This window comes from Candidatus Bartonella washoeensis Sb944nv (genome assembly GCF_000278135.1).
Lineage (GTDB): Bacteria > Pseudomonadota > Alphaproteobacteria > Rhizobiales > Rhizobiaceae > Bartonella > Bartonella washoeensis.
This window is the reverse complement of sequence record NZ_JH725022.1, coordinates 367,845-387,333: the sequence shown is the minus strand read 5'-3', so window position 1 is coordinate 387,333 and position 19,489 is coordinate 367,845. Positions and strand designations below refer to the sequence as shown.

Below are 19,489 nucleotides of genomic sequence, written 5' to 3'. Positions count from 1 at the left end.
ATCTCGTTCTAATTACATCTCTATAAAGAGTTTTTTAATATTCTTGAGATATTAAAACTGATCCACGACACGAAGATTGCTTCCTAATACAGATAAAAATAGTGTCTGTATTTTAAAGGGAACAGCAATATAAGATTAAAGAAATTGCATCGTCTATAAAAACAGACCTTCTATCTTCTATGGCATTTAAAACGATGCCTTTATTGTATTCAATTCAGATACATTTACAGTGTAATCATCCATGCTTATAGTACCCTTATTAATTGTTCTCATGCACTAGAATCATAATAATATCGACTCGACACTGAATTGAAATTTTTATAGTTTAAGGTGTTAGTTTCATAATTTGATTTGTTATATACTGAAAGGGACATTCTATTCATGTCTATAAACTCAGAAATACAAGGCGCAAGCAAAAGAAACTCTCCTCGTCGAATTTTGTTTGCAAGTCTTATTGGCCCAACAATTGAATTTTTTGATTTTTATGTCTTTGCAACTGCTGCAGCTCTTATCTTTCCTCATGTGTTTTTTCCAACGCAAAATGACCAACTGGCTATTTTACAGTCTTTTCTGATCTTTGGAGCAGCCTTTTTTGCGCGCCCCCTTGGATCTATTGTTTTTGGACATTTTGGAGATAAAATAGGACGAAAAGCCACACTTATCGCCGCTCTTCTTACAATGGGTCTGTCAACAGTCATTATCGGTTTCCTTCCTACTTATGAAACAGCTGGATGGTGGGCGCCTTTCTTTTTAACTTTGTGCCGTATTGGACAAGGAATGGGATTAGGAGGCGAATGGGGAGGGGCTGTTCTGCTCGCAACAGAAAATGCACCACCAGAAAAACGTGGCTGGTACGCGATGTTCCCTCAATTAGGCGTTCCAATCGGTTTATTCTCTTCTATTATTGTTTATTTAGGTTTATTGCACTTCCTTGATCATGATGAACTTTTAGCATGGGGATGGCGTATTCCTTTTATTGGATCGATTGTTCTTATGATCATAGGGTTATGGGTTCGTCTTTCAATTAATGAAACAGTCGCATTCAAAAAAACCCTTGAGCGTAAAGAGCGTGTCAAAGTCCCTATAATAGAAGTCTTTTTAAAATGTCCAAGAATTCTATTTCTTGGGACATTTTCTGGAATGGCAACATTTGTTTTATTTTACTTGGTCACCGCATATTTGTTAAGCTATTCAACAAACTATTTGCAATTGTCATTTTATCAAGCTCTCCAAGTAGAAGTCATCGGTGCTGTTTTTTGTGGAATTTTTACTGTCCTAACTGGAAAACTCGCTGATCGTATTAGGCGCAGAACTTTAATGATTTGGATCACAATCATTACTGGACTCTATTCTTTCGCAATTCCTTATTTCTTAGACTCTGGAATTATAGGAGTTCTTGCCATGTCTACAATTGGTTTGTCGATTATGGGTATGATCTATAGTCCGCTTGGTGCTGTTTTGGCTTCACCATATCCAACAGCAATTCGATACACTGGTTCTTCTATAACTTTCAACCTATCTGGTATCGTAGGCGCATCTCTTGCACCTTATATTGCAGAACATCTGGTGCAACATTTTGATACTTCCTATATCGGGTATTACTTACTTCTTTCCTCCTTTATTTCACTGATTTGCTTCGTTGGATTTACGGAAGATGAAATATCCAATTAAAACATAGTAAAGAACAATAAAACGAGTACTGGCGGCAAAAATGCTGCCAGTTTTATTTTCAAAGGCATTGGTTGAGGCACTATCCACCACAATACTCCAGCAAACAGTGCACTGAGAAACAAAAACAATATGTCCACGATATTACCAATATAAGTAATAGGAAATATTTGTGATAGAATATGCGTTGTTCCCAACCATGAAACGCAAAGAAAAGCTAACATCACAGCCCATAAAATAAGCAAGAGCCGATCAACAATCATTATCATTCCGTTTGAATATTTTGCGAGAAGAAAAACAATTAGCGATTGTTGAACACATCTTTATTGCCCCCAGAAAAAAAATCACAATAAAAACCCAACGCCTTCCCCCCCGTTCCTTCTGCAATAAAAATCTCTGGATTCATTATGCCCATCAATCCTATAAAAATCAAAATAATAGACGTTACACGCATCAAACCTGTTTTTTCCAACCGCGATCTTCAGTCTGCTGCCAATAAGTTAAATTATGATTTTCCATTTTATATTTCTTCCACTGAGCACGAACGAGACCCAATTGCTCATCGCTTCGTCCATCAAATATCACGACAACTCGTTGATAAGCGTCAACATCCGAGCAAATTGCTCCCTCTATAAGAAAACGTATCTTTGAATCATTCGGATTTTCATGACTCGTGGTAAGAAATACAGGCTGAAAACTTGGATATTGATCACATTCCGTGCCATGTCCAATAAACGCTTCATCAGCATAAACCCATAAATGTGTATCTATAGCATCGCGTTGTTCTTTACTCACACATTGTATTGTGATCTTACCAAAACGAACGAGCGCACGCTCTACAAGTGTTGGCAAAATATCTTCCAGCGTTGACTGCGTCAAATGATAGAAAAAAATATCCATCCTCTTAGCCCTCATCACTCTTTATAAAAAAGCCAACATCTTTTTGGAGAAGCGTCTACGTCGCTAGTATATAAAAGAAATTATTAAAGACAAAATCATTCTTCTTTTTTACTGTACAAATTATCTTTTTTTTCATCGATGTTAAAGATATAAAAGAAAAAAGGCAAATTGTCATTCTAATTAAAAAAGATTTATTTTGGCTCGTTTTTTAGCTTCTTTGTAGACTACGTTTGAAAAGGGAATTATAATGTATGGCAGAATAAGTTGAATTTAATGGGCTATCTTATACTATTTATTTGGTAACAATGTACAATATATGAAAAGGTAGTTCTTAAATTTTAGTTATGTTTTTAAACATAAAATAGTATAGAGCACCTGCTCTCTAATTAAAGACTGAGGATGTTAGCTAATCTATGCGTATTATTGAGTTATACATCCTGAAACGCATCCTTATCCTGTTCAGTGCTGTCATGATTGCAGCAATCAGTATTAGTTGGACAGTGCAAATCCTTGCACGGATAAACTTTCTCACAACAAGTAGACAAACACTCGTCACAGTCGTGCAGTTTTCATTCTCATTGGTTCCTTCTGTTATTTTTCTTGTCATTCCATTTGCCTTAGTGATTGCAATTACGAGCACCCTTTCGGCAATGAATAAAAACTCAGAACTCGCCATTATCAGTGCCTCTGGTTTTCCCCAAAATACTGTTTGGAAACCAATTCTTCTTCTCGCTCTTCTTGCATCATGTGCATCTTTTTTTATAGCCAATTTTGTTGTTCCTCAAGCACGTCTTAATATGCGACAAATGCTAGCAAGTGCCCATTCTGATCTTATTAATCTCTTCATGAGTGAAGGTAGCTTCCAAAAACTAACCAATAATCTTTACATAGAAATTGGCGAACGCAATTCGGATGGAACTCTTGCACGCCTTTTCATTGCTGACCAGCGCGATCCTAAGATTGATCTTTTCTATTATGCAACAAAAGGATCAGTTGTGAGCAATAAAAATGGCAATTTTCTAGTCCTTAATAATGGTGAAATAGAAAGAATCAATCATCAAAATGACAGTGTTTCTATCGTTCAATTCAGCTCGTATACCTTTAGCCTAGCGGAATTCATCCCCCACGATAAAACACCCACACTTTATCCAAAAGATAGGCCTCTTTCTTATTTGCTGCATCCTGACCAGAAGGATCCCTACTACCAGCGCAAACCACTTCAATATAGGGCTGAATTTCACCGCAGACTTACAGAATGGCTCTATCCAATTGTTTTTTCATTAATTGCATTAGCAGCAGCAGGAGATGCATGCTCATATCGACAAGCACGTAACTCTGCAAATTTCTCCGCGATTGCCTTGTCTTTGTTGGTTTATTGGATAGGATATTTTTTTGCCGAAAAAGCAAAAAGTGATCTTGCATACGTTCCTCTGCTTTATATTACACCAATAGGAATGAGTATGCTCATTTTTTTCATGCTCTTAACAAATCATAAAATCGGTATTCCCAAAAAACTTAATGAAATTATTCAAACAGCTTTTCAAAAAGTGATGAACAAATTTGAACATCGAAAATCTCAATCTCCCTCGGATGAGATACCATGATTGGGTGGACGCTTGGACGATATTTTTTTATACATTATCTTAAAACGACCTGTTGTTTTTTTTGGAGTATTTTTGTTTTGGCTCTTTTAATCGACTTTACAGAAAACTCTGGTCGGCTATCCTATCTTCCCCATTTTACGGCAAAAGATGCACTTCTCATCTCCGTTTTACGCATCCCTTTTATCATGCAACAACTCATCCCCTTTATTGCACTCTTTTCTGCAATGACAATGTTGATCTCGCTTAATCGAAAATCTGAGCTTGTTGTAACTCGTTCAATCGGTATTTCTGCATGGCAATTTCTCATGCCTGCTTGTTTTGGAGCTTTTCTTTTTGGATTATTTTCAATTCTTGTCGTTAACCCACTTGCCGCATGGGGATTTTCCCAAGCAGAAAAAATGACGTCTCAATGGCACAGTAATAGTAATAATGTGCTAACATCTCTCAACAACACGCGTATCCCATGGTTAACACAACGTACAAATTCAGGCAGAACAACCATTGGTGCTAAATCTGTCACTGATCAAGGACTTTCTCTTATCGACGCAACCTTTGTACAATACAATGATAATGGAACAGTCAAAAATTGGATTAACACTAGAAAAGCAACATTGACAAACGGCGCCTGGTTGTTAACAAATGGAACAATCTATAAAATAGGACAAACTCCTGAAAAGTTTACTGAATTTCAAATAAAAACCAATTTAAAGCCCGATTTTTTAACTGAACGTTTAGCAAATCCCGCAACGATCCCATTTTATCAATTGCCAACAAAAATTATGATTGCACGCTCATTTGGCTATTCTGCCAATAGTTTTGATATGTATTTACAATCTCTGATCGCATTACCAGCGCTGCTTATAGCAATGACTCTCATTGCAGCAACTGTATCTTTAAACTTTACGCGCTTTGGACAATCTGGGACATTGATTCTTGGCGGCATCATCGCTGGTTTCACACTTTATGTGATTTCCGTACTCGTTCAAGCTTTTGGTAATGCTGGATACATTCCACCAATTATTGCAGCTTGGACACCAGTTGTTATTGCATTATTTCTGGGAATCTCCTTTCTACTTCATAAAGAGGATGGCTAGGTGAAACCATTAACGAGTAAGAAAATCAATTTAACAAAATTAAGAGCACTCGCTTTAAAAAGTGTTTTTGGTTTTATCTCAGGTGTATTTCCATCCTGTTATGCACTTGCGCAAAATCTGACTCCCCCTAGCCAAAATCGTATCCCTAATTCAGTACGTCCTCTCTTGCTCTCCGCAGAGGAACTCATCTACAATCGTGATGACAATACTGTTTCTGCACAAGGCAATGTCCAAATCGAATATGATAGCAATAAACTTGTCGCCCAAAAAGTCACTTATAATCAAAAAACAGGACGTATCATTGCACAAGGAAATGTTGAAATTGTTCAAAAAGATGGAAATAAAATTTATTCTAATCAGATTGATATGACAAAAGATTTTGGCGAAGGCTTCGTAAATGCCTTACGTATTGATACAGCCACCAATGTTCATTTCGCAGCAACAAGTGCTACACGCAGCAATAGCCAGACAACAGTCTTCGATAATGCAACCTACACAGCCTGTGAACCTTGCTCTTATAAACCAGATAGAGAAGTCTTGTGGAAAATTAGAGCAAGAAAAATCATATGGAATAACACCACCAAAAAAATTCGGTTTGAAAATAGCCGTTTTGAAGTTTTTGGTATGCCGATTCTGCAGTTCCCAACTTTTGAACTCAATGATCCAACTGTGAAACGCGCTAGCGGTCTCCTTGCTCCTCATTTTTTTTATGCTGATTATCTCGGCATAGGCATAAAAAACTCTTACTTTTGGAATCTCTCCCCCCATTATGATTTCACACTGTCTTCTACTGTTTATACCCAACAAGGGCTTTTAACTGAAGGTGAATGGCGTCAACGTTTAAAAACAGGAAATTACAATATTCGCTTTGCCCATATATACCAAATGAAACCCCATAATTTTGACAAAGATACGATTGATGCACAGCATAAAAACCGATATATGCTAGCAACAAAGGGGGATTTCCGTATTAATTCACACTGGACTTATGGATGGGATATTCTCACACAATCCGATCGACATTTTAGTCGTGCCTATAAACTTGAAAACTATAACAATCCTACACAACTTTCCCAACTTTATTTGAATGGCCTTGCTGGTCAAAACCGCTTTGATATGCGTTTTTACCATTTTAAGGTTCAAGATTTGATATTAGATGACTCCTATTATGAACGCCATTCTCGGCAAGCATGGGTTCTCCCTCGTATCGATTATTCTTTCACACCAGATAAATCAGTTTATACTGGACTGCTCACCTTCCACAGCAATATGCAATCAATTTATCGTCGTCATACCGATTTTAACTTTACCGATTGGAACGGCCATCCACTTAATGCTGCTAGGCTTTCAGGTGTCGCTGGAAACAGTTTTCGTTTAACAAACGAACTAGAATGGAAAAAACGCTTCACCACACATAGTGGACTTATATTAACCCCTATCCTCTCTTTACGTGCTGATATCATTACAACAAATATGCACAAAAACCATGGTGTTCATATAACAAACGCCTCCTCATCAGCATTCCGTGGTATGGCAACAGCGGGTTTGGAATTACGTTATCCTCTCCTCATTACATTTGGCAGTTCTACACATATTATAGAACCAACCGCACAATTTTTTATACGTAATAATGAACAATATATCGGACAAATCCCTAATGAAGATGCACAAAGCTTCGTATTTGATGCAACTACTCTCTTTCAACGTGATAAATTCTCTGGTTATGACCGCGTAGAAGGTGGAACAAGAGCCAATATAGGTCTAAGATATTCTGGAAATTTTAACAATGATTGGTCTCTTTATGGTCTTGTTGGACAATCTTTTCATATTGCAGGAAAAAACTCTTTTGCAGAAAAAGATTTTGTTAATGTAGGTATTCATTCTAGCCTCGAAGCAACACGTTCAGACTATGTTGCAATGTTTGGTGCAAATCATAAAAGTGGTTTTTCCTTGGAAACACGTGGAGGTTTTGATAAAAAAACAGGGAAAATTCACCGTAGTGAAATTGAAGTATCACAGAAATGGCAAAATTTTTGGGCGGCTCTACAATATGCCTATATCACAAACCAACCAGCTTATGAATATCCACAAGAGCGCCAAGAAATTTCTTTTCAAACCGGTATTAAACTAGCTAACTATTGGTCTATTAATAGCACTGCCGGTTATGATTTAGTATCCGGTGCATTTGTAAAGCGGGGAATTAATTTGAGTTATAAAGATGAATGTTTTGGGCTAACATTCGGTTATCAGCAAGTAACGAATCCAGGAAAAAAAACACCCTTGCAAAACTTTAATTTTTCTCTTTCATTGCGTACAATCGCAGATATTGGAAAAAAGATAAAATCAGATTTATAAACAGGATCTATAAGTATTTAACTTATCATTGTTTTTATGAAAAAAAACGTATATTTAAAATGATTGATGAGAATTGATAAACAATGCGAAGGCTTATTTACATGAAAAAATTTAAAAAGCGTACTCGTGCTTTATTTTGTGTTGCTGCTTTGAGTATAAGCAGTCTACTTGCAAATGAATTGTTAATTCCGTCAGTCTTCGCCCAGACTGCCATTGTTGTCACAGTCAATGGCAATCCTATTACAAATTACGATATCCAAAAGCGCGTTGCTTTTCTCAAATTGCAACAGAAGCAAGGGAATCTTTTTGCCCAAGCTAGAAATGAGCTTATCGATGAAGCCCTTAAAAATAGTGAAATCAAGCACCGTAATATTGAAGTGAATGATAATGAGGTTGAAAATGCTTTTGTGAACTTTGCAACACAAAATAATATGACGATTGATCAACTCAACCAAATTCTGACTGAAAATGATATCACAGTGCAACACTTTAAAGATTACATCCGTGGACAAATAGGATGGGGACGTCTTGTTAATGCACGCTATCAAGCTGAAACTGGTATGATTACGGAACAAGAAGCCGTACGCAGAATATTAAAAAATGGTGGTATTAAACCTTCAACAAATGAATATACACTACAGCGAATTATTTTTGTCATTCCTGCACATCGCCGTTCAGAAATCTTTGAAAGGCGCCAAAGAGAAGCGAACAATTTTCGCGCACGTTTCCAAGGGTGTAATAACGCCCAAAGCCAAGCGAAAGGTATTTTAGATGTTACTATCCGTCACTTGGGCAAATTTCTGGAACCTCAGCTTCCCAAAGATTGGGAACAAGCTATCCGTGCAACCCCTGTTGGAAAAATGACTCAATTTCAAGAAACATCTGATGGAATTGAAGCGCTTGCTGTGTGCAAAATAAAAAGAGTTTCTGATGATTACGTGGCTCGGCTGATATTTTCTCTTCAAGATAATAAGCAAAAAAGCCCGCAAAAACTTGAGATCTTAAGCGAGAAATATTTAAAAGAATTGCGAAAGGTGGCGCGTATTAAAAATTCATAATGACTGCACTTGTTGTTAGCGGTGGTGATCCTGCCGGAATTGGTCCTGAAATAGCACTAAAGGCGTGGAATTTGCGTGTTACCCGTCAAGTTCCGCCTTTTGTTCTTATCGCTGATCCAGATATTATTCGTGCACGTGCTCGTTTTTTACAGATCGATGTCGGAGTGGAATCTGTTTTAACAGATAATCTTGTAAAAAACTTCCAAGCAGCTCTTCCTGTAATACCATTAAAAAACCGGCAAAGTGATCAACTGGGATTGCCTTCTCATGATAATGCTGCTGGAATAATTGAAGCGATCAAACGCGGAGTTCAGTTGATTCAAAGTGGTCGTGCGTACGCACTCGTCACTTGCCCTATTGCAAAAAAAAGCCTTTATGATGCTGGGTTTGAATTTCCAGGCCACACAGAGTTTTTAGCTCATTTGGCTCATCAAACTTCTGGTAAATGCTATCATCCAGTTATGATGTTATCCGGACCTCGATTGAGGACGGTACCAATCACTGTTCATATTCCATTCAACAAAGTTTCCTCACACCTGAGCCGCCATTTAATCATTCAAACGGCGTTCATTACTGAAAATGACTTAAGAACGCGATTTAAAATAACTTCACCCCGTCTTGCTGTTGCTGGTCTTAATCCTCATGCGGGAGAAGAAGGTGCAATGGGAAAAGAAGATATTGAAATTATCACACCCGCTATTGAATATCTTAAAAATAAAGGAATCAATATTATAGGCCCACTGCCTGCCGATACAATGTTCCATGAACGTGCAAGAAGAACATATGATGCTGCCCTTTGCATGTATCATGACCAAGCCCTTATTCCTGTTAAGACACTGGACTTTGATACCACTGTCAATATCACTTTAGGACTCCCTTTTATTCGTACTTCTCCCGATCACGGAACTGCTTTTGACATTGCTGATAAAGGGATAGCCTCTCCCGAAAGCTTTATTGCTGCTCTTAAACTTGCAAATCAACTTGCCGAAAATAGTTTTATACCATGCCAATAGATAATCTACCTCCTCTTCGCGAGGTAATTGATACATATGGATTGCAAGCTCATAAATCTTTGGGCCAAAATTTCCTTTTTGATCTTAATTTAACCTCTAAAATTGCTCATCAAGCAGGAAATATAGAAGGAAAACCTGTTATTGAAGTTGGCCCAGGTCCTGGAGGTCTTACACGCGCTTTGCTTGCAAAAGGCGCCATTGTAGCAGCAATAGAGCGTGATGAACGCTGTATGCCAGCTCTCTTAGAGATAGAAAAACACTATCCGCAAAAACTAAAACTTATTTGTAATGATGCATTGAAGCAAGATTTCTCAAAACTCTTTGAAAAAGATGCAGAAAAACCACGCATTATTGCAAATCTTCCCTATAATATTGGCACAAAACTCTTATTAAATTGGCTGTTGGCTGAACCGTGGCCTCCTTTTTATGAATCAATGACATTAATGTTTCAACGAGAAGTTGCCAAACGTATTACCGCAAAACCTCAATCCACACATTATGGACGTCTTAGTGTCTTAACTGGCTGGCGTACGACTGCAAAAATTGCTTTTGATGTACCGCCTCAAGCCTTCATACCAGCACCTAAAATAACTTCTTCCGTCGTTCATATCATTCCACGAATACAACCTCTCGCCTGCTCTGCACAAAAATTAAGCTTTGTAACAAAAACTGCTTTTGGACAAAGACGAAAAATGCTTCGTCAAAATCTCAAAACGATTGGAGGTGAAATGCTATTAGAAAAAGCTGGCATTGATGGAACACGCCGCGCTGAAACACTCTCAATTTCCGAATTTGTGACTTTAGCTAATTTGGTGATCTAAAAAAGTGCAACTTTTTGTTCATCATCCCTTAAAAAAATGAAGGCCTTAATCAATCTTTTCAGCAATAAGCCCATCAATAAAAGATTTGAGAAAGGAGCACCGCTCGCGTTTTGCTGTTTCGGCTAAATAAATCGATTTAATAAGCGACACAGACTGATTTAAATCCTCATTAATGATAACATAATCATACAAACGCCAATGCTGCATTTCTATTCGTGCATTCTTCAATCGCAAATTAATTATGTCTTGGCTATCTTCTGCCCGACGATGTAAACGCGAAATGAGTTCTTTCATTGATGGTGGAAGAATAAAAACAGATACTGTATCCTCTGGCATTTTTTTTTGAAGTTGATCGGTGCCTTGATAATCAATATCGAACAATATATCTCTACCAGCACTCAATGCATTTTCAACGTTTTTACGTAAAGTTCCGTAATAATTTCCATGAACTTCTGCCCATTCAATAAACTCATCACCATCCCGCTTGCGTTCAAATTCTTGCTTTGAAATAAAATGATAATGAAGACCATCCACCTCACTAGGGCGTCTTTGCCGTGTCGTCATACTTATGGAGAGCTCTAATTGTCCATCTTTCAGAAGTAACCGAGAAAGGGTTGATTTACCAGCTCCTGAAGGTGAAGAGAGAATAAATAAAAAACCACGACGCTGATCTGTTTTCTCAGCACTCAATTCATTCTTAAAGAATGCCATCATACCGCTCTACTTTTTTAATTTTGCTTTAAAATTTTAATCATATCTTCTACATTCTAGAAAATTTAATGTGTCTGCTTTAATGCGCGCCATTTACGAACATTTATATTATGTTCATCCAAAGTTCTAGAAAAAACATGCCCTCCTGAACCATCAGCTACAAAATAGAGCACATCACTACTGGGTGAATGCGCCACTGCTTTCAAAGAATCTCTTCCTGGATTCGCAATAGCTGTTGGCGGTAAACCATCAATTTTATAAGTATTATATGGTGTTTCCCTCTCAAGATCTGAACGGTAAATTGCACGACCAGGAGGCTTTCCTTTTCCACCAAAAAGACCATAAATAACTGTTGGATCAGACTGAAGACGCATACGTTTTGCAAGACGATTATAAAAAACCGCAGCAACCTTTGGTCTCTCTGCTGCAATTCCTGTTTCTTTCTCAACAATCGAGGCCAATATAACAAACTCATCAATAGATTTGATTGGTAAATCAGGTGAGCGCGTAGCCCATATTGCATTAATTAATTTTGTTTGTCCTTCACGCAATCTGTTTATAATTTCTTTGCGCGTTGTCCCCCGAGTAAAACGAACAGTATCGGTCATCAAGCTGCCCTCTGGGGGCAAAATTTCCGGAAGATTTCCAATCAAAATTTCATTAGCAGCTAATCGATCAAAAACTTGTTGAACCGTCAAACCTTCTGGTACTGTAAACGTATATTCGATAGATTTTCCTTTCACAAGGATATCCATAATATCACGCATTGAAGCATGTGCTGGAATTAAATATTCACCAGCTTTAAGATGCGTTGTTTTCTGATGATAACCAACCCCATAAACAAAAACGTCAGCAGACCGAACCAAACCACATTTTTCAAGCAATGAAGCAATTTCACGAATTCCTGTCCCAGGATGGATAAGAACAACTTGCTCTTCCTCAGCCGTTCCCTTCCCTTCAAAAATACTTTTTCCAATATAAAGGGGGATACTTATGGCCAAAACAATAACCACAATCAGCATTAGAAAAAAATGACCGAGAATAACCAATGGATTACGTACGATAAATGACTTCCTTCGATTCTTATGCTCTAATATACCATCATTATCTGCTAAATGATTCGAAGAGGAAGCATTTACATCCTTCAGTGGTCTTTCATTTTTCACATCGGACATAACTATCAACCTCAACAACTTTTAGGTATTACAATAACTATAATCTCTCACTTAACCTTATAATAAAGTAGAAAACTTAGAAACACAGAAAATCAATAAGAATGTTGATTATTCACTACAACGCTGAATTACCAAAGATGCGTTTGTCCCTCCAAAACCAAAAGAATTAGAAAGAACTGTATCAATTTTTCGTTCACGTGGTTTGTGTGGGACAAGATCGATTTTTGTTTCAATTGATGGATTATCAAGATTGAGTGTCGCTGGAGCTATATTATCTCGTATAGCTAAAATACAAAAAATAGCCTCAGCCGCACCTGCCGCACCAAGTAAATGTCCCACAGATGACTTCGTTGATGACATAGATACTTGTGGTGCATAATGACCTAAAACACGTTCAACAGCTGCCAACTCTATGACATCAGCCATCGTTGATGTACCGTGGGCATTAATGTAATCAAGATCGCTCACATTCACTTTTGCACGCTTAAGAGCAGCCAACATACTACGTTGTGCACCTTCACCACTCTCTGAAGGCGCTGTAATGTGGTAAGCATCACCGGATAAACCATAGCCAATAATCTCAGCATAAATACGAGCACCTCGTTTTTTTGCGTGTTCAAGCTCTTCTAAAACGACAATCGCCGCCCCCTCACCCATCACAAAACCATCACGATCAGCGTCATAAGGACGCGAAGCCCGTTCAGGATCATTATTACGACAAGTAGAAAGAGCTCTACACGCAGCAAAACCGGCAAGAGATATTCTATTTATCGGAGATTCGGTGCCCCCTGCTACCATTACATCGGCATCACCGAATGCAATCAAACGTGCAGCATCACCAATTGCATGAGCACCTGTAGAACAAGCCGTTACAACTGAATGATTAGGACCACGCAAACCATATTTAATAGACACATAGCCAGAAGCAAGATTAATCAAACGTCCTGGAATAAAAAAAGGAGAAACACGCCGTGGACCTTTATCGCGAAGCGTATAACCGGCCTCAACAATGCCTTCAATGCCACCAATACCCGAGCCAATCAATACCCCTGTGCAAACCTGATCTTCATCACTCTTGGGAAACCACTCAGCATCTGCAAGTGCTTGACCAGCAGCAGCCATTGCATAAACAATAAACGCATCAACCTTACGCTGTTCTTTGGGTTCCATATGCAAATCAGCATTATACGTACCATTTGTTCCATCCCCTAAAGGGATACGGGCAGCAATCTGACATGGCAAATCGGACACATCAAATTCAGTAATGCGGCGAACACCACTTCTTCCTTCAAGAAGCCTTTTCCAACTATATTCGACATCACCAGCTAATGGAGACACCAATCCTAAACCAGTAACAACAACACGTCTCATAACTTTAACCTTGAATTGAGAGACACTCCCCAAAGCTCACTTCTCAAAACAGCCCCCAAAGAATACAGGCAAAAGCATTTCACACCTTTGCCTTTCAGTAATTACGCAGAAGCTTTATCAATAAACTTTACTGCATCACCAACTGTGAAAATTGTTTCAGCAGCCTCATCTGGGATTTCTACACCAAATTCTTCTTCAAAAGCCATAACGAGCTCAACCGTATCAAGGCTATCTGCTCCTAGATCATCGATAAAGCTTGCATTCTCTACTACCTTATCTGCATTAACGCCAAGATGCTCCACAATAATTTTTTTTACGCGCTCTACTGTATCACTCATGTTGAAATCCTCGAATTTATATTATTTCCTAATAATTTGGTTAGCTATATCGGGTCGTCTAATCAAGCAATAGATGCATTACTCTAAAAATTTTAGCAGAGATTTAAAACATCCTGTGGATATCCCCTACAAAATGAACTAATATGACATTCCGACATAAATTGATCAACCACCAAATGTTAAAGAAACAGATGGTTTCTTCCATTTCAATTGCTACTACTAAAATAATACGACCTATAAATCAATGTGGGAATAAAGCAATACTTAGATCATTGCCATCCCACCGTTGATGTGAAGTGTCTGACCAGTCATATATGCCGCTTCATCGCTCGCTAAATAAACAGCAGTAGCAGCGATTTCTTCTCCCATTCCCATACGCTTCATTGGAATCGCAGCCATAATGGCCTCTTTTTGCTTTTCGTTAAGTTTGTCGGTCATTGCAGACTTAATAAATCCTGGAGCAATACAATTGACAGTAATGTTTCGTGAGGCAATTTCTTGTGCTAATGCTTTAGAAAACCCTATCAAACCAGCTTTTGCAGCACAATAATTTGTTTGTCCAGGATTTCCGACAACACCAACAACAGATGTTATGTTAATAACCCTTCCATAGCGACGCCGCATCATGGAATGTGTCAATTCACGTGTTAAAGTGTAAGCAGCTGTTAGGTTGACAGCTAAAACATCATCCCAGTCTTTATCCTGCATACGTACAAAAAGACCATCTCGGGTGATTCCAGCATTGTTAACCAAAATATCAACACCACCCATTTCTTTTTCCGCTGTTTCAGCCAATTGTCTAATTGATTTACGATCAGAAAGATTCGCTGGAAATACAAAAACATCTTGTCCAAAATCTGCAGCTACTTCTTTAAGCTTGTCTTCACGGGTTCCATGGAGCCCAACAATTGCACCTTGTGCATGGAAACAACGTGCAATTGCCTCACCGATTCCTCCCGATGCTCCCGTCACAAGAGCTTTACGACCTATTAATTTAAACATTTTTTAGACTCCTTGCAGATTAAACGCCAAGCACCCGTAGTGCTACTTCTATTTCCTCAGCTGTTCCAATTGTTAATCCCTTGATATCCTTATTAATACGGCGCGCTAAACCTGTTAATATTTTTCCAGAACCAACCTCAAAAAGCATATCAACTCCATTGGCACCCATCCATTCTACCGTTTCACGCCATCGCACTCTCCCAGTCACTTGTTGGACCAGAAGCGTAACAATACGCTCTGGATCACTCTCTGGTGCGACAGAAACATTGGCAACAAGAGGAACAATAGGAGCCATTGCGTTAACAGTCAAAAGTGCATTCTTCATGGCATCCGCAGCAGGTTGCATTAAGGACGAATGAAAAGGCGCAGAAACTGGAAGAAGAAGTGCACGTTTAGCACCTTTTTTCGACGCAATCTCTACTGCTACCTCAACCGCTTTTGCTTTACCTGAAATAACAATTTGCCCACCACCATTATCATTGGCAATCTGACAGAGTCCTTCTCCAGAAACAATTTCACAAATTTTTTCCACATCTTTCTCATCCAAACCAATGAGCGCTGCCATAGAGCCTTCACCAACAGCAACAGCAGCCTGCATAGCATTCCCCCGAATCCGCAAAAGCCTTGCTGTATCAGTAAGACTAAATGTACCAGCGGCACAAAGAGCCGAATATTCACCTAAAGAATGACCTGCAACAAATTTCACTTTTGTTTCTATATTAAGGCCCAATTGTTCCATCACACGAATAACCGCCAAGGATACAGCCATCAATGCTGGTTGGGCATTTGCTGTTAACGTCAAAACATCCGCAGGCCCTTCAAAAATGATATCTGATAATTTCTCACCTAAAGCATCATCCACTTCTTCAAAAACCATCCGTGCTGCAACAAACTGCTCTGCAAGCACTTTGCCCATACCAACAAGCTGACTTCCCTGACCTGGAAAAGTAAAAGCTGCCACCATCAATCGACTCCTAAATTGTGCAATTAAATTGTTTTCTTTTGATCCTATTCATCAGCACAAATCAAGACAAAGCGACTTATTGAGGATGAATATCTCTCTTAAAATTATATTTTAAGGGCGGAATATGATATAAGAACTTAGGGAAATGGGGTGCTATAAATTGAATAACACACCAACTTATGAAACTTCCTAAAATTGTACCGGCTAGAATATCAAAGGGATAATGTACACCAACAAAGACGCGCCCCCAACAGATCAAGCATAAAAATATCGCTGCAAACTTAGAAGCAGCTTTGTATCGATAAAAATAAAGACTTGCCATATAAGATGCAATCGTTAAGGCATGATTACTAGGAAAAGAAGCTGTTGCACGATGCTTAATCAGCGGTGTTGTTAATCCCATAACAAACGGACGTGGATGAAAATAAATAAGAGAAATGAAATAGCCTATAAAAAGAGCAGCACAAACACTCACGCAAATGCTTAGTACTACGCGTCGTTCCCTATCACCACCGCAAAACCACAGTACAACAAGATGTAGTGGAATAATATAAATCAAAAACTTTGCACAAAAAATACTAAACAAAACTAAAACTGACCATGATTGATGAGTGCCAGCAAACATTTTAAAAAGTGCAACATCAATCTGGTTCAAAAAATCCATTCTTCTCTCCTTCCTTCATTCTTAAATAGCTTTACAGTATTGTCTCTCTTGTAGAAGAGTGAAACGTATAAAATAAGATTTAATAAATCACATTTTTTATACGCATAAACTTGCTATTTTTAAAGATAAGCTGTAAATGTCACATGTTCGTTACCGGCACTTTGGCTGGAGGTTGAACGGAGGACTGAAAAATAACCAGTAGGAAGTGCAGTATTTCCGGCCTCCCGTATCTCCGCTCTCGGATGTCTCGAATTGTAAACGCGTCCTTTCTTCTTTGGATCTCCAAAAAAGACAAGTCGCAGAGGCTTTGCGCTAAAACCGGTAAAGTTTAATTGAAGAAAGGCAAAATAATGGCTCTTTATGAACATATGTTTCTTGCCCGACAGGATATTGCACCGCAGCAAATTGATGAGCTTTTGAATATATACAAAGGTGTCATTGAAGCACATGGTGGAAAAGTTGGGCGTGTAGAAAACTGGGGTCTTCGTTCCCTCGCTTATCGTATTCGCAAAAACCGTAAGGCTTATTATGTACTGATCAATATTGACGCTCCAGCCGCAGCGATTGCTGAAGTTGAACGTCAGATGCGTATTAATGAAGACATTTTGCGTTACATGACTATTCGTGTAGAAAAACACGAAAAAGAAAAGTCTGCTATGCTCTCGCGTCTTGATCGGAATAGTCGCATTGGCCAAGATGAAGAGCGTCCTCGCTCTCCACGTCGTCAACGTGAAGATGTCATAGAAGGAGTAGAATGATGACTGAGCTTAATCAAACTGCAGTACGTCGTCCCTTTCACCGCCGTCGCAAAACATGTCCGTTTTCAGGTGCTAATGCTCCCAAAATTGATTATAAAGACATCAAATTGTTGCACCGTTATATTTCAGAACGTGGGAAAATTGTTCCTTCGCGAATTACAGCCGTCAGTCAGAAAAAACAGCGTGAGTTGGCTAATGCCATCAAACGTGCCCGTTTCCTCGGCTTGCTTCCTTACGTTATAAAATAATATTGTAAGTGTAGTCTGCAGCTGGGGATATTCCCAGCTGCTTCTCTTCTATGGTTCAGCGATGCACTTAATTGTGTATTATACGGACATATAATATAAAAAAGACCAAAGTTGGGGCATTACAATGCTCCTAACTGCAGAGAGCAGGACAGCGATAAATGAAAAATTTTCGTACTTATGAAATAATGACCGGTATTTTAGCTGGTTTATTTGCTGTCGTTATAGGAATGGCAATTATCAGCATCGTGGGTATTGCACCCTATTTTTCTCTCTTTCTTGGTTGCTTTCTTTCACTCCCAATTTTCATTGTTGCATTTGGTCGAGGAACATTAGCCAGTCTTGTTGCCTTAATAAGCGCTACTGTTGTTCTTGTCCTTGTTACTAATGTTTACATTGGTTTTGGCTTTATGTTATTATTCTTCCTTCCTGCTGTCTATGCTTCTTGGCTTCTTGGACTCGCACGACAAGCACAAAACGAAAATTCACTGATATGGTATCCATTATCATTAGTTATTTTTCATTTAACCAACTTTATTGCCCTTATATCTAGCCTCATTGGACTCTATGTCGAAACGCGTCCGTCCACACCTCTCATTGCAAAAAAAATCACTGCAAATATAGCACAAGCTATGCAACAATCACAATCAGTAAAGGAAATTGATGTACTTACCTTTAGCGAACTTCTAATGACACATGCAGCGACTTTGACAGCTATTGCTCTGGCTGTTTACAGTTTGATTTTTCTTATTGGTAATCTTTATTTTTCAATGATAACAGCACAATATATGAAGTGGCTGAAAAGACCCCGAGATGATTGGAGCCAGACTCTTCGCCTCCCAATTTCTGCAATTTTTATTTTCATTGTTGTGTGCATAGCCTCTATGATTGAATTGGGTTTTACCCTTAATTTAACCGCGCGTGTTTTCAGCACTGCATATACTATCGTCATATCAATCAGTGGCTTAGCATATCTCCACAATATTACAAAAGGAATAAAAGGTAGAATCGTTATACTCTCTCTTGTTTATATTGCTATTTTAACCGTTGTTTTTGCTCCACCTCTTTCTTTCATGTTACTTCTCATGGGTATTTGGGCAGCTCTTCAATACAACTTTCAATCACGCAAGAAACTTCACTGATTTATTTGTTCGAAAGGAAAAACTATGGATATTATTTTACTTGAGCGCGTTCCCCGTCTTGGTCAAATGGGTGATATTGTCTCAGTTAAAGATGGTTATGCACGTAACTTTCTCTTACCCCAAGGCAAAGCTTTACGAGCTAATGAAGCTAATAAAAAACATTTTGAAACACAGCGTGCGCAGCTTGAAGCTCGTAATCTTGAACGTAAAAGCGAAGCACAAAAAATCGCTGAAAAACTTGATGGTCAATCCTTTATTGTCGTCCGTTCAGCTGGGGAAACAGGGCAGCTTTACGGCTCTGTATCAACACGCGATATTTCTGAAATAATAACAAATGAAGGCTTTTCTATTAGCCGCAATCAGATTGAACTTAATCATCCAATAAAAACTATTGGCCTCCATACCATCACTCTTAGCTTACATCCTGAAGTTCAAATTTCTGTTATCATCAATGTTGCACGTTCAGTCAGTGAAGCTCAACGCCAAGCAGAAGGTGAGACTCTTACCTCTGCTGAAGCAATATATGATGTTCAGAAAGAGCCATTAGTGGAAAATCAAGAAGAAATGAATGAGGATGACGTAAACAGCTTAAACGAAGAAGCTTAA

The 19,489-nt window shown here is 38.5% G+C and carries 21 protein-coding genes; 11 read left to right on the top strand and 10 right to left on the bottom strand.

The window, feature by feature from the left end; translation table 11 throughout:
- Window positions 1–381 precede the first annotated feature (381 nt).
- Window positions 382–1,671, top strand: a complete 1,290-nt coding sequence (locus MCQ_RS01670; protein ID WP_006923149.1) for an MFS transporter — start codon at window positions 382–384, stop codon at window positions 1,669–1,671.
- Here MCQ_RS01670 and MCQ_RS01665 read toward each other — a convergent pair.
- Genes MCQ_RS01665 through MCQ_RS01655 form a run of 3 tightly spaced genes read right to left on the bottom strand, consistent with a single transcriptional unit; the run spans window position 1,668 to window position 2,568 of the window.
- Window positions 1,668–1,931: a hypothetical protein gene (locus MCQ_RS01665; RefSeq protein WP_006923148.1), complete on the bottom strand. Its 264-nt coding sequence runs from the start codon at window positions 1,929–1,931 to the stop codon at window positions 1,668–1,670. The genes MCQ_RS01670 and MCQ_RS01665 overlap by 4 nt on opposite strands.
- Window positions 1,932–1,969: 38 nt before the next feature.
- Complete coding sequence (locus MCQ_RS01660; protein WP_006923147.1) at window positions 1,970–2,122, bottom strand: hypothetical protein; 153 nt, start codon at window positions 2,120–2,122, stop codon at window positions 1,970–1,972.
- Window positions 2,122–2,568, bottom strand: coding sequence for a DNA polymerase III subunit chi (locus MCQ_RS01655; protein WP_006923146.1), 447 nt, complete (start codon window positions 2,566–2,568; stop codon window positions 2,122–2,124). Before MCQ_RS01655 ends, MCQ_RS01660 begins: the two co-directional genes overlap by 1 nt.
- Window positions 2,569–2,981: 413 nt before the next feature.
- Here MCQ_RS01655 and lptF point away from each other — a divergent pair, with 413 nt between their 5' ends.
- The 6 genes from lptF (at window position 2,982) to rsmA (ending at window position 10,513) form a co-directional block, all read left to right on the top strand.
- Window positions 2,982–4,172, top strand: coding sequence for an LPS export ABC transporter permease LptF (gene lptF, locus MCQ_RS01650; protein ID WP_006923145.1), 1,191 nt, complete (start codon window positions 2,982–2,984; stop codon window positions 4,170–4,172).
- Window positions 4,169–5,266 (top strand): LPS export ABC transporter permease LptG, encoded by a 1,098-nt coding sequence (gene lptG, locus MCQ_RS01645; RefSeq protein ID WP_006923144.1) that lies wholly within the window; start codon window positions 4,169–4,171, stop codon window positions 5,264–5,266. The genes lptF and lptG overlap by 4 nt, the downstream gene beginning before the upstream one ends.
- On the top strand, window positions 5,267–7,621 hold the full coding sequence (locus MCQ_RS01640; RefSeq protein WP_006923143.1) for an LPS-assembly protein LptD: 2,355 nt from the start codon (window positions 5,267–5,269) through the stop codon (window positions 7,619–7,621). It abuts the gene before it with no gap.
- 101 nt (window positions 7,622–7,722) lie between these two features.
- Complete coding sequence (locus tag MCQ_RS01635; RefSeq protein ID WP_006923142.1) at window positions 7,723–8,679, top strand: SurA N-terminal domain-containing protein; 957 nt, start codon at window positions 7,723–7,725, stop codon at window positions 8,677–8,679.
- Complete coding sequence (pdxA, locus tag MCQ_RS01630; protein WP_006923141.1) at window positions 8,679–9,692, top strand: 4-hydroxythreonine-4-phosphate dehydrogenase PdxA; 1,014 nt, start codon at window positions 8,679–8,681, stop codon at window positions 9,690–9,692. Before MCQ_RS01635 ends, pdxA begins: the two co-directional genes overlap by 1 nt.
- Window positions 9,683–10,513 carry a 16S rRNA (adenine(1518)-N(6)/adenine(1519)-N(6))-dimethyltransferase RsmA gene (gene rsmA / locus MCQ_RS01625; protein ID WP_006923140.1) on the top strand — a complete coding sequence of 277 codons (831 nt, stop codon included), beginning with the start codon at window positions 9,683–9,685 and terminating at the stop codon, window positions 10,511–10,513. Before pdxA ends, rsmA begins: the two co-directional genes overlap by 10 nt.
- A gap of 45 nt (window positions 10,514–10,558) precedes the next feature.
- Here the strand turns inward: rsmA and gmk are convergent, their stop codons facing one another.
- The 7 genes from gmk to MCQ_RS01590 form a co-directional block, all read right to left on the bottom strand.
- Complete coding sequence (gene gmk / locus MCQ_RS01620; RefSeq protein WP_006923139.1) at window positions 10,559–11,224, bottom strand: guanylate kinase; 666 nt, start codon at window positions 11,222–11,224, stop codon at window positions 10,559–10,561.
- 65 nt (window positions 11,225–11,289) lie between these two features.
- Entirely contained in the window at window positions 11,290–12,399 is a 1,110-nt protein-coding gene (gene mltG / locus MCQ_RS01615; protein ID WP_006923138.1) for an endolytic transglycosylase MltG, read from the bottom strand.
- A 108-nt stretch (window positions 12,400–12,507) separates the two neighbouring features.
- On the bottom strand, window positions 12,508–13,770 hold the full coding sequence (gene fabF / locus MCQ_RS01610; protein ID WP_006923137.1) for a beta-ketoacyl-ACP synthase II: 1,263 nt from the start codon (window positions 13,768–13,770) through the stop codon (window positions 12,508–12,510).
- Between the two features lie 101 nt (window positions 13,771–13,871).
- On the bottom strand, window positions 13,872–14,108 hold the full coding sequence (locus tag MCQ_RS01605) for an acyl carrier protein (protein WP_004860281.1): 237 nt from the start codon (window positions 14,106–14,108) through the stop codon (window positions 13,872–13,874).
- Between the two features lie 264 nt (window positions 14,109–14,372).
- Window positions 14,373–15,110 carry a 3-oxoacyl-[acyl-carrier-protein] reductase gene (gene fabG, locus MCQ_RS01600; protein WP_006923136.1) on the bottom strand — a complete coding sequence of 246 codons (738 nt, stop codon included), beginning with the start codon at window positions 15,108–15,110 and terminating at the stop codon, window positions 14,373–14,375.
- Window positions 15,111–15,129: 19 nt separating this feature from the next.
- Complete coding sequence (gene fabD / locus MCQ_RS01595; RefSeq protein WP_006923135.1) at window positions 15,130–16,074, bottom strand: ACP S-malonyltransferase; 945 nt, start codon at window positions 16,072–16,074, stop codon at window positions 15,130–15,132.
- Between the two features lie 76 nt (window positions 16,075–16,150).
- Window positions 16,151–16,738, bottom strand: a complete 588-nt coding sequence (locus tag MCQ_RS01590; protein ID WP_006923134.1) for an undecaprenyl-diphosphatase — start codon at window positions 16,736–16,738, stop codon at window positions 16,151–16,153.
- A 350-nt stretch (window positions 16,739–17,088) separates the two neighbouring features.
- Here MCQ_RS01590 and rpsF point away from each other — a divergent pair, with 350 nt between their 5' ends.
- The 4 genes from rpsF (at window position 17,089) to rplI (ending at window position 19,489) form a co-directional block, all read left to right on the top strand.
- Window positions 17,089–17,496, top strand: a complete 408-nt coding sequence (gene rpsF, locus MCQ_RS01585) for a 30S ribosomal protein S6 (RefSeq protein ID WP_006923133.1) — start codon at window positions 17,089–17,091, stop codon at window positions 17,494–17,496.
- The gene (rpsR, locus tag MCQ_RS01580; RefSeq protein ID WP_006923132.1) at window positions 17,496–17,744 is read left to right on the top strand and encodes a 30S ribosomal protein S18; all 249 of its coding nucleotides are present in this window, start codon (window positions 17,496–17,498) and stop codon (window positions 17,742–17,744) included. The genes rpsF and rpsR overlap by 1 nt, the downstream gene beginning before the upstream one ends.
- A gap of 158 nt (window positions 17,745–17,902) precedes the next feature.
- Window positions 17,903–18,883, top strand: coding sequence for a hypothetical protein (locus MCQ_RS01575; protein WP_006923131.1), 981 nt, complete (start codon window positions 17,903–17,905; stop codon window positions 18,881–18,883).
- 24 nt (window positions 18,884–18,907) lie between these two features.
- On the top strand, window positions 18,908–19,489 hold the full coding sequence (rplI, locus tag MCQ_RS01570) for a 50S ribosomal protein L9 (RefSeq protein ID WP_006923130.1): 582 nt from the start codon (window positions 18,908–18,910) through the stop codon (window positions 19,487–19,489).

Excerpts from the sequence above, each read along its gene's own strand:
- MCQ_RS01605 (WP_004860281.1), bottom strand. The coding sequence starts at position 14,108 with ATGAGTGATACAGTAGAGCGCGTAAAAAAAATTATTGTGGAGCATCTT.
- rpsF (WP_006923133.1), top strand. The coding sequence starts at position 17,089 with ATGGCTCTTTATGAACATATGTTTCTTGCCCGACAGGATATTGCACCG.
- rsmA (WP_006923140.1), top strand. The coding sequence starts at position 9,683 with ATGCCAATAGATAATCTACCTCCTCTTCGCGAGGTAATTGATACATAT.
- MCQ_RS01660 (WP_006923147.1), bottom strand. The coding sequence starts at position 2,122 with ATGCGTGTAACGTCTATTATTTTGATTTTTATAGGATTGATGGGCATA.
- gmk (WP_006923139.1), bottom strand. The coding sequence starts at position 11,224 with ATGGCATTCTTTAAGAATGAATTGAGTGCTGAGAAAACAGATCAGCGT.
- MCQ_RS01590 (WP_006923134.1), bottom strand. The coding sequence starts at position 16,738 with ATGGATTTTTTGAACCAGATTGATGTTGCACTTTTTAAAATGTTTGCT.
- rplI (WP_006923130.1), top strand. The coding sequence starts at position 18,908 with ATGGATATTATTTTACTTGAGCGCGTTCCCCGTCTTGGTCAAATGGGT.
- MCQ_RS01670 (WP_006923149.1), top strand. The coding sequence starts at position 382 with ATGTCTATAAACTCAGAAATACAAGGCGCAAGCAAAAGAAACTCTCCT.
- mltG (WP_006923138.1), bottom strand. The coding sequence starts at position 12,399 with ATGTCCGATGTGAAAAATGAAAGACCACTGAAGGATGTAAATGCTTCC.
- lptF (WP_006923145.1), top strand. The coding sequence starts at position 2,982 with ATGCGTATTATTGAGTTATACATCCTGAAACGCATCCTTATCCTGTTC.
- MCQ_RS01635 (WP_006923142.1), top strand. The coding sequence starts at position 7,723 with ATGAAAAAATTTAAAAAGCGTACTCGTGCTTTATTTTGTGTTGCTGCT.
- fabD (WP_006923135.1), bottom strand. The coding sequence starts at position 16,074 with ATGGTGGCAGCTTTTACTTTTCCAGGTCAGGGAAGTCAGCTTGTTGGT.
- MCQ_RS01575 (WP_006923131.1), top strand. The coding sequence starts at position 17,903 with ATGAAAAATTTTCGTACTTATGAAATAATGACCGGTATTTTAGCTGGT.
- lptG (WP_006923144.1), top strand. The coding sequence starts at position 4,169 with ATGATTGGGTGGACGCTTGGACGATATTTTTTTATACATTATCTTAAA.
- pdxA (WP_006923141.1), top strand. The coding sequence starts at position 8,679 with ATGACTGCACTTGTTGTTAGCGGTGGTGATCCTGCCGGAATTGGTCCT.
- rpsR (WP_006923132.1), top strand. The coding sequence starts at position 17,496 with ATGACTGAGCTTAATCAAACTGCAGTACGTCGTCCCTTTCACCGCCGT.
- MCQ_RS01655 (WP_006923146.1), bottom strand. The coding sequence starts at position 2,568 with ATGGATATTTTTTTCTATCATTTGACGCAGTCAACGCTGGAAGATATT.
- MCQ_RS01665 (WP_006923148.1), bottom strand. The coding sequence starts at position 1,931 with ATGATTGTTGATCGGCTCTTGCTTATTTTATGGGCTGTGATGTTAGCT.
- fabF (WP_006923137.1), bottom strand. The coding sequence starts at position 13,770 with ATGAGACGTGTTGTTGTTACTGGTTTAGGATTGGTGTCTCCATTAGCT.
- fabG (WP_006923136.1), bottom strand. The coding sequence starts at position 15,110 with ATGTTTAAATTAATAGGTCGTAAAGCTCTTGTGACGGGAGCATCGGGA.